The following is a 13,956-nucleotide window of genomic DNA, read 5'->3' as shown; positions in this document are numbered from 1 at the left end:
GGACAACGGCGTCCGTTCCCGCCCGGCCGTACGTTCGTGTGGCCTCTGCCACGCGTGTACCTGGTCGGGCGCGGGGCCCGCGCCTGCCAAGCTGGAACGCATGACCAGACGCAAGAGCCCGCTCGTCGTCGTGGCCGTCCTGATCCTGGCGGTCCTGGCCGGAGTCGGCTACCTCCTCGCCGGCAAGGGCGGCGGCAGCCACCCCGAGGCCGCCGCGACCTCCACCGCCACCGCCGCGGGCACCTCGGCCCCCAAGCCCTCCGCGCCCAAGCCCACCCCGCCGCCCGGTGGCGGCGGCAGCACCTGGGTGCCCGCCGACCCCGCGCTGGCCGACGTCTGCCGCACCAAGCTCCCCAGCCAGGCGCAGGACACCCTCGCCCTGATCGCCAAGAACGGGCCGTACCCGTACAACCGGGACGGCATCGTCTTCGAGAACCGCGAGAGCCGGCTGCCGAAGAAGGCGGACGGCTACTACCACGAGTTCACCGTGGTCACCCCGGGCTCCAACGACCGCGGCACCCGACGGGTCGTCACCGGCGGTTCCGGCGAGCAGTACTGGTCCGCGGACCACTACGCCACCTTCCAGGAGATCGACCCCCGCTGCTGACACGGCGGCCCGCAGCCTCCGCCTCACGGCCCCGCCCTCCCGGGCGCGGGCCGTTTCGTATCTCCACTCCGGAAAGTACTTTCCAACTTGGAAAGTAGATGTCATTCTTGAGTTGCCATCACCATCGAGGGGGATTCCATGGCCGACTCCGTTTCCGCACCGCTCCCCGCCGCCGAGGCGCTGCGCCTCGCCGAGCGGGCCAGGGCCGCCGCCGGGCGGCCGAGTCGACTGCCCCGCTGGTACGGGCCGACGGTCGCCGCCGGGATGGTCCTGTTCGGCGCGGGTGTCGGCGTGGCGATCGCGACCGGGCACGCATGGTTCACCGGCGTGCTGGGCGGCGTCTGGGGCCTGACCTCCGGGGCCATTGGCTGGGCCGGCGTGCGCAGCGGCGGCGTCATGCCGAAGCAGGCGCAGCCCGCCCTGATCGTTCCCGTCCTGCTGGCCGTCCTCGCCGTCACCGCGGCCCTGCTCGCCGGCACGGGCCTCGCCATCTGGGCGGGCGCCGGCGGCGCCTGGGCCGCGCAGGCCGGTGCGGTCGCCGGCGCGGTGGCGTTCCTGCTCGCCGGGCGCGGCCTCAACCGCCGCGTCGAGCGGCTGCGCAGGGCGGCCGGCTGATGCCCCCCGCCCTGGACCCGCTGCTCCAGCACCCCACCCGGCTGACCGTCCTCGCCTTCCTCGCCGCCTGCTACGAGGCCGAGTTCGGCGCCGTCCGCGACCACTGCGAGGTCTCCGACTCCGTCCTCAGCAAGGCCGCGGCCGCCCTGGAGGAGGGTGGCTACCTGACCGTCAAGAAGGGCTACGTCGGCAAGCGCCCCCGCACCTGGCTCGCCGCCACCCGCGCCGGCCGGACCGCCCTCGCCGCCCAACTCGCCGAGTTCCAGCGGATGGTGGCGGCGGCCGAGGCTGCAGGTTCCCAACACTCCACCACCACGGGCTGATCGGGCCCGGCGTCGTGGGTCGAGGTGGCGCCCGCGCGAAGGTGTGGTCGACGCACGAAGGTACTCCCCCAGGCCGGTTGAATCACCGCGCCCGCCGCCAGGTGATCCGGGGGTGCGGCGGGTGCGGGCCGGTGGTGACCAGGGCGGTCAGCTCGTGGAGCACCGGGGCCGGGTCGCGGCGGAGCTGGGCCGGGGTGGTGCGGACCACCGGGAGGCCGGCGGCGGTGAGGCGGTTGGCGCGGGCCAGGCCCCGTTCGTGCTCGGCCGGGCGCAGGTGCCAGGCGCGGGAGTCGATCTCCAGGGCCACGCAGGCGTGCGGCCAGTAGGCGTCCGGGACGGCGAGGAAGCGGCCGTCCAGGAAGAGCACCGGGTTCCACAGCGGCTCCGGCAGCCCTGCATGCGCCAGCAGTTCGCGGGCCTCGCCCTCCACCACCGACCGCACCCCGACCGTCAGGTCCTCCACCACCCTGGCCACCTGGGGCAGCCCGAGCGCACCCGGGCGGGACAGCAACTGGTCGAGAAGTTCGCCGAGTTCGCAATGCCGCCGCTGAACGGCCTCCGCGCACAGCGCCCGGAACCGGCGCTGCCCCGTCTCCTTCGGCGCGAGGTCCGCCAGCGCCCGGGCGACCGTGGTGCTCCACAGCCCGTCGTTCCGCTCGAAGCCGCCCGGCATCGCCCCCGATGACCGGTGGATCCGGACGAACTCCCGGTCGCAGACCCGCCGTTGACTCGGAATCAGAATGTCGACCGAGTTCTGGTCGGACGGGTGCCCGGCGCTCGGCAGTCCGGCCTCGGCCAGCACCGAGAGGCCGGTCAGCAGCACCTCGCCGGCCCGCGGCTCACGTCCCTTCGGCGTGGCGTACGCCAGGGCGGCCCGCAGTTTCTGATGGATCGTCAGCCGCCCGCTCTGGAGGCAGATCACCCGGGGCAACACCTGCTGCCAGGGCCCGCCCGGCCGCAGCCGGTGGGCGATGGTGCCGGAGGGCACCCCGAGCCGGCGCAGCTGCGCCCGGGTGGCGATGTGCTGCTGGTCGGCGCCGAGCAGGGCGACCGGGTCGAGGGGATTCGCGCGGGTCATGCCCCGGTGCTGCCCGCCGGGATCGGAGGTATGCGAAACATCCCCCGTCGGTGGGGTTGGCGCTCGCAGGTGTTGACGGACCGGCGGTCCAGCCGCTGAGCTGGGGCCATATGACCACACCACCTCCGCACGCCGGCCCCGCGCTGGACGCGCTCAACGGACTCTCCGTGGGCGACGCCCTCGGTGCACAGTTCTTCGTCCCGAAGACCGCCAGGGCCCACCTCGCCGCCCGCACCGAACCGCCCGGCCCCTGGCCCTGGACCGACGACACCGAGATGGCCTGCTCGGTCTACACCGCCCACACCGAGCGCGGCGCGATCGACACCTTCGACCTCACCCACGCCTTCGCCCGCCGCCACGACTTCGACCGCGGCTACGGTCCGGCCGCCAACCGGCTGCTCCGGCTCGTCCGGGAGGGCGGCGACGCCAAGCGGCTGGCCGCCGAGGTCTTCGACGGCCAGGGCTCGTACGGCAACGGCGCCGCGATGCGGGTCGCCCCGCTGGGGGCGGCGTACGCCGAGGACCCGGCCGCCGTGGTCCGCCCGGCCGTCGACACCGCGGTGATCACCCACACCCATCCGCAGGCGGTGGACGGCGCGATCGCGGTCGCGGTGGCGGCCGCGTACGCGGTCCGGGCACGGACCGAGGCCACGACGCCGCACACCTTCCTGGCGGCGGTGGCCGCCCTCACCCCGCGCGGGGCCGTCCACGACGGCCTGACCGAGGCGATCGGCCTGCTCGCCGAACCCGATCCGCTGGTCGCCGCCAAGGTGCTCGGCAACGGGAGCCGGACCTCGGCCGCCGACACCGTCCCGTACGCCCTGTGGTGCGCCGCCCGCCGGTTGCCCGACTACCGGGCCGCGGCCTGGGAGGCGATCGCGCCCGGCGGCGACATGGACACCGTCGCCGCGATCACCGGGGGAGTGGTCGCCGCCCACACCGGCACCCAGGGCATCCCGGCCGACTGGCTCGCCGCCCGGGAACCGCTGCCCGACTGGTTGCCGCACGCGCCCGGTGGCGCCAGGCCCGCCCCGGACGGGAAGCGCGGCTGTCTGAAGCCCATGGTGCTGCCCCGCCCCTGCCCGGTGCCGGACCTCGTGTGGACGGAGGAGCAGTGGCGGCGCATCCGGGCGGGGCTGCGCTCTCGGGAGACGGAGCAGCGGTGGGAGTCGTACACGTCCGAGGGCGTGCTGCACCTGCACCGCAGCCGGACCGGCTTCGAGGTCTGGAGCGTCCGGGTCGCCCCGGTGAAGGGCGGGGGCTGGCGGCCGGTGTCCGCGCTGGTCGAGCAGCACCCCGACCGGTACAAGGGCGCCCCTGACCCGGAGTCCCTCACACTCGTCCTCGGCCTCGCGGCCCGGGGCTACGGCCGGCCGTAGCCCCGGCTCCCGGTCACGCCGTGATCATCAGCTGCCCGGCGCCGCTGCCGCCCTGTCTAAGGCACTCCTGGTTGATCGCCGGATCCGGGGCGCTCGGCGAGGTGGCGGCGGCGATCCGCAGCTCGATGATGTCCCGGACGGCCGGCCACTCGTCGTCGAGGATCGAGTAGAACGCGGTGGAGCGCACCACCCCGTCCAGCCCGCGCGAGTGCGCCCGGCGGACGCCCTCGGAGGTCGCGCCGAGCCGCTCGATGGCGGTGCGCGAGCGCAGGTTGCGGGCGTCCGCGCGCAGCGAGATCCGCTGGACGCCCCAGGTCTCGAAGGCGTGGCGCAGCATCAGCAGCTTGGCCTCGGTGTTGATGCCGGTGCCCTGGGCGCGCGGCGAGAGCCAGGTGTTGCCGATCTCGGCCGCGTCCGGGACGGCCGTGGCCGGATCGCCGAACGGCACCCCGGGCACGGGCGGCCACACCAGCGGGCCCTGCCAGTAGTCGAGTTCCAGGAACCGGGTGGAGCCGACCACCCGGCCGTCGGCGAGGTTCACCGTCGCGAACGGCAGCGACCGGCCCGCGGCCTGGTCGGCGAGCGCCCGCGCGACGTAGTCGCGGGCGGCTTCCAGGCCGTGCGGGACGGGGGTGAAGGCGTAGGTCGTACGGTCCTCGGCACCGGCCTCGGCGATGGCCTCGGCATGGTGCGCGGCGAGGGGCTCCAGCCGCACGGTGCGGCCGGTGAGGATGACAGGTACGGGCACGGAACCTTCGGTCCTTCATCGGTCGGAGGGTGCCTCCCGGGCCGGGGTGCGGCACGGGGTGCGCGGGACTGGGTACGCCTGGGCCCCGGGTCCGTCCGCCGGGTACCCGCGCACGCCGGAGGTCCGGTCGAACGGGGTGGGGGCGGCGGCCCGGAACGGGCGGCGCGGGGTGCCGGAACGGGCACGGGTCCTCGGACCGGTCCGGCGGGAAGAGCGAGGGGACAGTGTGCGTCCGCGAAATGGCCGAAGAGGGAACGAGAGCGCGAAGGGAAGCAGGCGGCCAGGTGAAGGCAAGATGCGTCGTGGGTGGCTGGCCGAGCACCGGACCGGGACGTGGCCGACGGCGTTACGGACGACGTGACGACGACGCGACGATGCGAGGCAGCGAGAGGACGATACCCGCCAGAAGGCGGTGCGTCACTTCGCGGCACGCGAATGGCCGCGCGGGCCGTTCCCGGACCCTCCGGACGGGCCCCTCCCAGGGCTGTGACCAGGGGCTCTTCCTTCGGGTGCGATCATGGTCCGGAGCGGTGCGCCGAGGCCGTCGGGCGCGTCCCCCGGAGAGCCGCGGGACGGGCCCCGGGGCGGGCCGCGGACGGGTCGTCCGCAGGACGGGGGCCGGGACGGGAATTCCGGCGGCGCCCGGCACGCTGGACACGACGAGGAGCCGGTCGACCGGGACGAGCAGAGAACGGGGTTGGGTGCGCGGTGCGTGACTTCCAGGCGCTGTACGAGCTGGATCAGCAGGGCGTGGCCGCCGTGGCCGCGGCCAACGAGCAGTTGCGCGACACCGGTGCCGGCCTCGTGCTGCTCCAGCACTTCGAGGGCTTCATGGACGCCGGCGAGGCCGGCGGTCAGGTGGTGGCCCACCTGCTGGAGACGGGATCGCCGCAGGTGGTGGCCCGCTTCGACCACGACCGTCTGGTGGACTACCGGGCCCGCCGCCCGGCGATGGTCTTCGACCACGACCACTGGACGTCCTACAACCCGCCGGAGATCCTGCTCCAGCTCGTCCACGACGCCGCCGGCGCGCCGTTCCTGCTGCTCACCGGCCCCGAGCCGGACGTCGAGTGGGAGCGCTTCGCGCGCGCCGTCCGCGAGCTGGTGGAGCGCTTCGAGGTCCGGCTCTCGATCGACTTCCACGGCATCCCGATGGGCGTGCCGCACACCCGCCCGGTCGGCCTGACGCCGCACGGCAACCGGCTGGACCTCGCCCCGGGCTACCCGCAGTGGTTCGAGCAGGCGCAGGTCCCGGGCAGCGCCCAGGCGCTGGTGGAGTACCGCCTGGCCGAGGCCGGGCACGACGTCCTGGGCTTCGCCGTGCACGTCCCGCACTACGTGGCCCGCTCCGCCTACCCGGCGGCGGCCGTGCAGATCCTGGAGGCGGTGCAGTCCGCCACCGGGCTGGTGCTGCCCGGCACCCGGCTGCGCGAGCAGGTCTCCGAGGTCTACGCCGACATCGAGGAGCAGCTGACCCAGGGGGACGGCGAGTTGCGCTCGGCGATCCGCGGCATGGAGGGCCAGTACGACGCCGTGGCGGGCGCGGAGGGCCGGGAGAGCCTGCTGGCCGAGCCGGTGGACCTGCCCTCGGCGGACGAACTGGGGCGGCGCTTCGAGCAGTTCCTGGCCGAGCACGAACGCGGCGCGGAGTAGCCGGAACAGGGCGGGCGGAGCGGCCGACCGGACGGGCGGAAGCGGCCGACCGGACGGGCCGGGGGTCGGATTCCGGCCGGTTCGGGCCCGCCGGAGGCCATTCGGGCAGGGCCGGGAGTCATCGGCCACGGTCGTTCGTTGGCCCTGCGGCGCCCGGGGGACGGGCCGCCGTGAGGAGCCGACCATGACCCGCATCCCCGGGGGGAGCCCATGTCGAGGACCGCACGCCCGACCATCGCCCTGACCGTCGCACTGGCCGCAGTGCTGCTGGCCGGCTGCACCGACGACGCCGGTTCGGACGGCCAGGGGAACGGCGTCGCGGGCGCGACGCCCGCCCGCGCGCAGGCCGGTGCGACCTCGTCACCGACGCCCGCCCCACCACCCACCGGCCCGTACGTCGCGCTCGGCGACTCGTACACCGCCGGGATGAAGATCCCCCCGCAGGTCGGCGAGCCGGGCGGCTGCTACCGCTCCGGGGCCAACTACCCGGCCCTGGTGGCGAAGGGGCTCTCGCTCGCCGCCGGGCAGTTCAGGGACGTCAGTTGCAGCGGCGCCCGCACCCCGGACCTGACCGGCCCGCAGAAGGTCTCCGACGGCACCAACCCGGCCCAGCTGGACGCGCTGACCGCGGACACCCGGCTGGTCACCCTGGGCATCGGAGGCAACGACGCGGGCTTCATGGAGGTCGTGACCGAGTGCGCCAAGGCCAACCTGGTGGACATCCTCAAGGGCGTGATCGCCGACAGCGCGGACCGGATCAGCAACTCGCCCTGCCGTGACCACTACGCCGGCGGCAACGGCACCGACGAGGTCCAGCGCAAGGTGGACGCGGCCGGGGACCGGCTCGGCCAGGTGCTCCAGGACGTCAGGAAGCGCTCCCCGAAGGCCAAGGTGTACGTGATCGGGTACCCGGGGCTGCTCCCGGCCGACCCGGCGGTCTGCCTGCCGGTGCTCGGCGACGCCGTGGCCGCCTCCGACCTGAGCTTCCTGGTGGAGAAGGAGCAGCAGCTCAACGGCATGCTCAAGAAGCGCGCGGAGGCGGCGGGCGCGGTCTTCGTGGACCTCGCCGGGCCCTCGGCCGGGCACGACATGTGCGCGGGGGAGGACAAGCGCTGGGTGGAGCCGCCGTTCCCGGCCCAGGGGCTGGCGCCGATCCACCCCAACGCCAAGGGGCAGGAGGCGGCGTCCGGCGTGGTGCTGAAGGCGATCAAGGGCTGAGGTCGGCGCTGACCGTGTCGCCGACCCGGTCCGGTCGGCGGCACACGGTTATGGATCTACGGGTCCGCACTCTGTCCGTCGTGCGCGGCACGCCCTCCGAGTCAGAGGGGCGGCGTACCGTGAGGGGCATGTGACTGCGCCTCTCCGCGAATGCGGAGCGGCTTCCCACTCGGCTTCGAGAGCCTCATGGCGGTCAAGCCCCGACCGCTGTCCGAGGACGGGCCACCGAGTATGTGTCACTCCACGCGCCTGGCCGACTACACAAGGAAGTGGATGGACGACACCACGCACAGCTTCGCCGCCCCGATCCCGTACGACCGCGCCGCCGAGGCCCGCTGGGTGCCCGAACCCGACAAGCGCCCGGGCCGCACGGCCTTCCAGCGCGACCGTGCCCGGGTGCTGCACTCGGCCGCGCTGCGCCGGCTGGCCGGCACCACCCAGGTCGTCGCCCCGATGCGCAGCGACTTCCCGCGCACCCGGCTCACCCACTCCCTCGAATGCGCCCAGGTCGGGCGGGAGTTGGGTGCCGCCCTGGGCTGCGACCCGGACCTCGTGGAGGCCGGCTGCCTGGCCCACGACATCGGCCACCCGCCGTTCGGCCACACCGGTGAGGAGGCCCTCGACCAGGCAGCCGAGGCCTGCGGCGGCTTCGAGGGCAACGCCCAGTCGCTGCGCATCCTGACCCGGCTCGAACCCAAGCGCTTCGCGCCCCAGGAGGAGCAGCCCGCCGCGCGGCTCGCCCCCTGGCCGGGCCGCAGCGTCGGTCTCAACCTGAGCCGGGCCGCCCTCGACGCCGCCACCAAGTACCCGTGGACCAAGGGCGCCCACCCCGCCGACCCGGCCTCGCCCAAGTACGGCGTCTACGCCGACGACCTGCCGGTCTTCCGCTGGCTGCGAGCCGGCTCCCCGGCCGGGCGCAAGTGCTTCGAGGCCACCGTGATGGACTGGTCCGACGACGTGGCCTACTCCACCCACGACGTCGAGGACGGCCTCCAGGCCGGCCACATCGACCCGGCCGCCCTGCGCGCCCCCGGAGAGCGCACCGAGCTCTTCAAGGCCGCCGAGCGCTACGCCCCGGACGCCGGGCCGCAGGAGCTGTCCGCCGCCCTGGACCGGCTGCTCGCCCAGGAGTGGTGGCCCCGCTCCTACGACGGCACCGCCCGCGCCCGGGCCGGGCTCAAGGACCTCACCAGCCAGCTGATCGGCCGCTTCTGCCTGGCCGCCGAGCAGGCCACCCGCACCCGCTACGGCCCCGGCCGGCTCACCCGCTACGCCGCCGAGCTGGTGGTGCCCAGGGACGTCCGGCTGGAGTGCGCGGTGCTCAAGGCGGTCGCCGTCCGCTACGTGATGCAGCGCGAGGAGCAGGCCCAGCTGCGGGCCCGCCAGCGGATCGTGATCGCCGAGCTGGCGTACGTCCTCACCCAGCGTGCCCCCGAAGGGCTGGACCCGGTGTTCGCCGCCATGTACCGCGAGGCCGAGGACGACCGTGCCGCCCTGCGCACGGTCATCGACCAGATCGCCACCCTGACGGACGCCTCGGCCCTGGCCCTGCACGCCAGACTCGTCGGCGCCGCCTGGGCGTGAGCGGGGGAGGGGGAGGCGGCGGTGAACGCGGCGCCCCCCGGCCCGCCGGGGCCGTCCCCCTGCGCCGCCGGAAAGCCCGGCCGCCCCAGTAGACTTCCGGGGTGGCCGGGCGGATCAGGGACGAAGACGTACAGGCGGTGCGCAGTGCACTGCCGATCGACGCGGTGGTCGGCGACTACGTACAGCTGACCAACGGTGGCGGCGGCGAGTACAAGGGCGTCTGTCCCTTCCACGACGAGAAGTCCGCCTCCTTCTACGTGAACCCCGCCAAGGGCGTCTTCCACTGCTTCGGCTGCCAGGAGAACGGCGACACCATCGCCTTCCTGATGAAGATCGAGCACTTCACCTTCGCCGAGGCCGTCGAGCGGATGGCCGCCCAGGCCGGCATCACCCTGCGCTACGAGGAGGGCGGCTACAGCCCCCGCCACCAGCAGGGCGAGCGCACCCGGCTGGTCGAGGCGCACAAGGTGGCCGCCGCCTACTACCAGGAGCAGCTGGCCTCGCCGGAGGCGGAGATCGGCCGCCGCTTCCTGGCCGAGCGAGGCTTCGACGAGGAGGCCGCCAAGGCCTTCGGCGTCGGCTACGCCCCGGCCGGGTGGGAGCACCTGGTCCGCTACCTGCGCGGCAAGGGCTTCACCGACAAGGAGATCCTCCAGGGCGGTCTCGCCTCGCAGGGCCAGCGCGGCGGCCTGATCGACCGCTTCCGGGGCCGGCTGGTCTGGCCGATCCGGGACATCGCCGGCGAGGTGGTCGGCTTCGGCGCCCGCCGTCTGCGCGAGGACGACAACGGCCCGAAGTACCTCAACACCCCCGAGACGCCGATCTACAAGAAGTCCCACGTGCTGTACGGCATCGACCTGGCGAAGAAGGAGATCGCCAAGTCGGGCCGCGCGGTGGTGGTCGAGGGCTACACCGACGTGATGGCCTGCCACCTGGCCGGGGTCACCTCGGCGGTGGCCACCTGCGGCACCGCCTTCGCCGAGGACCACATCAAGATCATCCGCCGGCTGCTGATGGACACCTCGCAGTACCGGGGCGAGACCGTCTTCACCTTCGACGGCGACGCGGCCGGCCAGAAGGCCGCCCTGCGCGCCTTCGAGGACGACCAGAAGTTCGCCGCCAAGACCTCCATCGCGGTCAGCCCGGGCGGCATGGACCCGTGCGAGCTGCGCCTGGCCCAGGGCGACGAGGCCGTCAAGCACCTGATCGACAACCCGGTCCCGCTGTTCGAGTTCGCGCTGAACTCGGTGGTGGCCCGGCACCGGGTGGACACCCCGGAGGGGCGTTCGGCGGCGCTGGAGGAGGCGGCCCCGATCGTCGCCAGGATCAAGGACCGCTCGATCCAGCACGAGTACGCCGTCCGCCTGGCCGGCATGCTCGGCATCCTGGACGAGCAGTTCGTCGTCCGCCGGATCTCGCAGCTGGCCCGCTGGGACCGCGAGCGCCAGCAGAACCCGCGCGGCGCGGCCGCCCAGCGCCGCCCCGAGCCGGTCCAGCCGCAGCGCCCCGCGCAGCCCGCCTTCCGGCTCAACCCGCGCGACCCGGCCCAGTTCGTCGAACGGGAGCTGCTCAAGCTGGCGCTCCAGCACCCGGACCTGGTCAGCCCGGCCTTCGACCACTACGGCGAGGACGAGTTCCCGACCCCGCCGTACACCGCCGTCCGGCAGGCCATCGCCAAGGCCGGCGGCGCCGCGTACGGGGCGGGCCTGCCCGACTTCACCAGTGCGGTGCGCGAGGCGGCCCCGGACGACCAGGTGCGCTCGCTGGTCACCGAGCTGACCGTCGAGCCGGTGCGCTCGCGCCGCAAGGCGGACGCGATCTACGCGGGGGAGTTCCTGGTCAAGCTGCGCCTGCTCGCGGTGGACCGGCGGATCACCGAGGTCCGCGGCTACCTCCAGCGGCTCGGCCCCCGGGCCGAGGCCGAGCAGCTGCACGCGGTGCAGACCGAGCTGTGGCAGCTCCAGCAGTACGGGCAGCAGCTGCGCAGCCGGGGCGCGGCGGCGCTGTAACGCCCCGCCGGGTACCCGTCGGCAGGAGCTGGGCACAGAAAGTCGGCGCACGAGTCTCGGCCACGGAGCGTGGCGTACCGCACACTGGAGGGCGTCCCACCTCCGTACAGCGCGGGTCCGCCAGAGTCGCGCCCGCCCCGAGGGGATGCCCGTGGAGCAAGGCCTCGTCGCAGCGACCACCACCAGTACGAGAGCGAACCCCGCCGGACCGGCCGGGGAACAGGAGACCCACCACGGCCGGGCCGGGGCGGCGCCCCCGGGCGGTGCCCGGGTCCCCGCCCAGGGCCTGCCGGAGGGCCACCCGGACAGCCCGGACCCCGAGCCCGGGTCGGAAGCACAGGCCGGGGCCGAGGACCCGGACGAGCGCCGCGGGCCCGCCGACGACACCGGGCCGGCCGCCGACCTGCTGCGCCAGTACCTGCGCGAGATCGGCCGGATCCGCCTGCTCACCGCCGAGGAGGAGGTCGAGCTGGCCCGCCGGGTGGAGGCCGGCATCTTCGCCGAGGAGCGGCTCGACGGCGACCCGCCGCCGCCCGACCCGCTGGCCGGCGAGCTGGACACCCTGGTGGTGCGGGGCCGGATCGCCAAGCGCCGGCTGATCGAGGCGAACCTGCGGCTGGTGGTCTCCGTCGCCAAGCGCTACGTCGGCCGCGGGCTGACCCTGCTGGACCTGGTCCAGGAGGGCAATCTGGGCCTGATCCGGGCGGTGGAGAAGTTCGACTACACCCGGGGTTTCAAGTTCTCCACGTACGCGACCTGGTGGATCCGGCAGTCGATGAGCCGGGCGCTGGCCGACCAGGCCCGGACGATCCGGGTGCCGGTGCACGTGGTCGAGCTGATCAACCGGGTGGTCCGGGCGAAGCGCGCCCTGCTCCAGGAGCGCGGCCTGGAACCGACGGCGGCCGAGATCGCGGCCGCCCTGGAGCTGACCGAGGAGCGGGTGCGCGAGCTGCTCCGGCTGGCCCAGGAGCCGATCTCGCTGCACACCCCGGTCGGCGAGGAGGACGACGTCGCGCTCGGGGACCTGATCGAGGACGCCGACGCCGCCTCGCCCGCCGAGTCCGCGACCTTCCTGCTGCTGCGCCAGCACCTGGAGGCCGTCCTGGCCACCCTGGGGGAGCGGGAGCGCCAGGTCGTCCAGCTCCGCTACGGACTGGACGACGGCCGCCCGCGCACGCTGGAGGAGATCGGCGCGGTGTTCGGCGTGACGCGGGAGCGGATCCGCCAGATCGAGTCGAAGACCCTGGTCAAGCTCCGCGACCACGCGTACGCCGAGCAGCTGCGCGGCTACCTCGACTAGCGGTCGGTGGCTAGGACGGACCGGCCGACCCGGCCGGCGTGGGCTGGTCGGCGGGGGCCGCCGGGTCGGTCGGTGCCGGGGTGGCCGGCGTGGCCGGGGTGGCCGGGGCCGGGGTCGTCGGTGCCCCCGCGCCGGTGCCGGGCGGGGGCGAGGCGGGTCCGATCGGGATCGGGGTGGAGGCCACCACCATGGCCAGGTCGGAGACCGCCGCGGTGCAGTCGTGGCCGGCCGACTGGTAGCCGCAGACCTGGAAGGTGACGGTCGGGTCCGCCGCGTTCAGCATCGGCGAGTAGTTGTCGTAGCCCCAGTGGATGAGCGCCGTCTCGCTGTCGCCGGTGCTGTCGGTGATCGTCGCGTAGTCCTTCGGCTGGCCCTCGGTGATGGCCGCCCAGGCGGCCCGGCAGGTCTGGCTGTACCGGAGGTAGACGACCACCTTGCCGATCACCTGGGTCTGCAGGGTCCGGGCGTCCTTGCCGCAGCCGGTGGTCTTCGGGTCCTTGTGCGCGCAGCCGACGGCCTGGCAGGCCGGGGAGGTCGGGCCGGGCTTCGCACCGGCGGAGACGCCGGCTGTGGCGACGGGTTCGGCGGCCGCCGAGGCCTGCCCGCCGTGCCGGCCGATCCGCAGGCCCACCAGGACCAGCAGCAGCGCCAGCACGGCCGCAGCGGAGACCAGCGCCGCGGGGCGCCGCCACCAGACGACGGGGGCGGGCTCGGGCTCCTGCCCGGTCACCAGCGCCTCGCCGGCGGCCGGCTCCTGGGCGGTCTCGGCCCGGACGGCAGGCTCCTCGGGGGCCGAGGGCTCCTCGGCGACGGCCGGTCCCTTCACGGCCTCGCCCGTGCCCGTGCCCACGGCCTCCGGCCCCGCCACCGCGTGCCGCCACAGCGCCCGCAGCGCGGCCCCGTCGCACGCGACCGCCCCGACCAGGGCTTCCACCGCCTGCTCGGTGACGACCCGTTTGCCGTTGAGCCAGCGCTCCCAGGAGGCCCGGCTGTAGTGCGTCCGGGCGGCCAGCTCGGACAGCGACAGTCCGGCGGTGTCCTTGATGTCCCGGAGCTCCTCCGCCAGGCGCCTGGCGGGCTCGGGCAACTCCTCGGGCAGCTGCTTCCAGGCGGAACCCAATGCGGCGCTCCAAACTCGAGAAACGGGGACGGGGAACGGGTGAGCGGCAGGGTCCCGGCCCGGGCCGTTCGGCGTCTGCGCTTCTCCAACCCGATCGGTCTGGCGTCCCAAACCCCAGGTCACGGCGCTGAGACGGACGGAAGTGTCTCACAACCCCCGGAACCGCTCGAACATTCACGTGGTCATCGTGCAGAGTTCTCTGGCCGGTGCGGTGCACCCGCCGGGGAACCGTTCGGGCACCGATCGACCACCCGTCGTCGGTCCGCACCCGATCCCGGTTCCCCCACCGGACCGGGGCAGCCTCGCGGGGGGAGGCTGCCCC

The 13,956-nt window shown here is 74.5% G+C and carries 12 protein-coding genes; 9 read left to right on the top strand and 3 right to left on the bottom strand.

Features of this window, described 5'->3' with window-relative positions; translation table 11 throughout:
* Positions 1-100 precede the first annotated feature (100 nt).
* From ACFU7Y_RS25630 to ACFU7Y_RS25620, 3 genes are all read left to right on the top strand, one after another.
* Positions 101-607: a ribonuclease gene (locus ACFU7Y_RS25630; RefSeq protein WP_224282913.1), complete on the top strand. Its 507-nt coding sequence runs from the start codon at positions 101-103 to the stop codon at positions 605-607.
* Positions 608-745: 138 nt separating this feature from the next.
* The gene (locus ACFU7Y_RS25625) at positions 746-1,222 is read left to right on the top strand and encodes a hypothetical protein (protein ID WP_380769779.1); all 477 of its coding nucleotides are present in this window, start codon (positions 746-748) and stop codon (positions 1,220-1,222) included.
* Complete coding sequence (locus ACFU7Y_RS25620; RefSeq protein ID WP_224282133.1) at positions 1,222-1,545, top strand: transcriptional regulator; 324 nt, start codon at positions 1,222-1,224, stop codon at positions 1,543-1,545. Before ACFU7Y_RS25625 ends, ACFU7Y_RS25620 begins: the two co-directional genes overlap by 1 nt.
* Positions 1,546-1,627: 82 nt before the next feature.
* On the opposite strand, the gene ACFU7Y_RS25615 is transcribed toward ACFU7Y_RS25620, so the two are convergent.
* Positions 1,628-2,623, bottom strand: coding sequence for a hypothetical protein (locus ACFU7Y_RS25615; RefSeq protein ID WP_224282134.1), 996 nt, complete (start codon positions 2,621-2,623; stop codon positions 1,628-1,630).
* A 110-nt stretch (positions 2,624-2,733) separates the two neighbouring features.
* Here ACFU7Y_RS25615 and ACFU7Y_RS25610 point away from each other — a divergent pair, with 110 nt between their 5' ends.
* Positions 2,734-4,002, top strand: coding sequence for an ADP-ribosylglycohydrolase family protein (locus ACFU7Y_RS25610; protein WP_380769778.1), 1,269 nt, complete (start codon positions 2,734-2,736; stop codon positions 4,000-4,002).
* A gap of 13 nt (positions 4,003-4,015) precedes the next feature.
* On the opposite strand, the gene ACFU7Y_RS25605 is transcribed toward ACFU7Y_RS25610, so the two are convergent.
* Positions 4,016-4,750: a GNAT family N-acetyltransferase gene (locus ACFU7Y_RS25605; RefSeq protein ID WP_224282135.1), complete on the bottom strand. Its 735-nt coding sequence runs from the start codon at positions 4,748-4,750 to the stop codon at positions 4,016-4,018.
* 708 nt (positions 4,751-5,458) lie between these two features.
* Between ACFU7Y_RS25605 and ACFU7Y_RS25600 the strand changes: the two genes are divergently transcribed.
* From ACFU7Y_RS25600 to ACFU7Y_RS25580, 5 genes are all read left to right on the top strand, one after another.
* A complete protein-coding gene (locus ACFU7Y_RS25600; protein ID WP_380769777.1) occupies positions 5,459-6,403 on the top strand; it encodes a PAC2 family protein in 945 nt (314 codons plus the stop codon).
* Between the two features lie 210 nt (positions 6,404-6,613).
* Positions 6,614-7,621: an SGNH/GDSL hydrolase family protein gene (locus tag ACFU7Y_RS25595; RefSeq protein ID WP_380769776.1), complete on the top strand. Its 1,008-nt coding sequence runs from the start codon at positions 6,614-6,616 to the stop codon at positions 7,619-7,621.
* 273 nt (positions 7,622-7,894) lie between these two features.
* Positions 7,895-9,205, top strand: coding sequence for a deoxyguanosinetriphosphate triphosphohydrolase (locus tag ACFU7Y_RS25590; RefSeq protein WP_380769775.1), 1,311 nt, complete (start codon positions 7,895-7,897; stop codon positions 9,203-9,205).
* Between the two features lie 101 nt (positions 9,206-9,306).
* Entirely contained in the window at positions 9,307-11,214 is a 1,908-nt protein-coding gene (dnaG, locus tag ACFU7Y_RS25585) for a DNA primase (protein WP_224282139.1), read from the top strand.
* A 145-nt stretch (positions 11,215-11,359) separates the two neighbouring features.
* Positions 11,360-12,514, top strand: a complete 1,155-nt coding sequence (locus ACFU7Y_RS25580; RefSeq protein WP_374120034.1) for a sigma-70 family RNA polymerase sigma factor — start codon at positions 11,360-11,362, stop codon at positions 12,512-12,514.
* A gap of 10 nt (positions 12,515-12,524) precedes the next feature.
* Here the strand turns inward: ACFU7Y_RS25580 and ACFU7Y_RS25575 are convergent, their stop codons facing one another.
* On the bottom strand, positions 12,525-13,634 hold the full coding sequence (locus ACFU7Y_RS25575) for a DUF2690 domain-containing protein (RefSeq protein WP_380769774.1): 1,110 nt from the start codon (positions 13,632-13,634) through the stop codon (positions 12,525-12,527).
* Between the last annotated feature and the right edge of the window lie 322 nt (positions 13,635-13,956).

Source organism: Kitasatospora sp. NPDC057542 (genome assembly GCF_042801945.1).
Lineage (GTDB): Bacteria > Actinomycetota > Actinomycetes > Streptomycetales > Streptomycetaceae > Kitasatospora.
The sequence above is the reverse complement of the archived record's forward strand: the minus strand, read 5'-3'. Positions and strand labels throughout refer to the sequence as shown.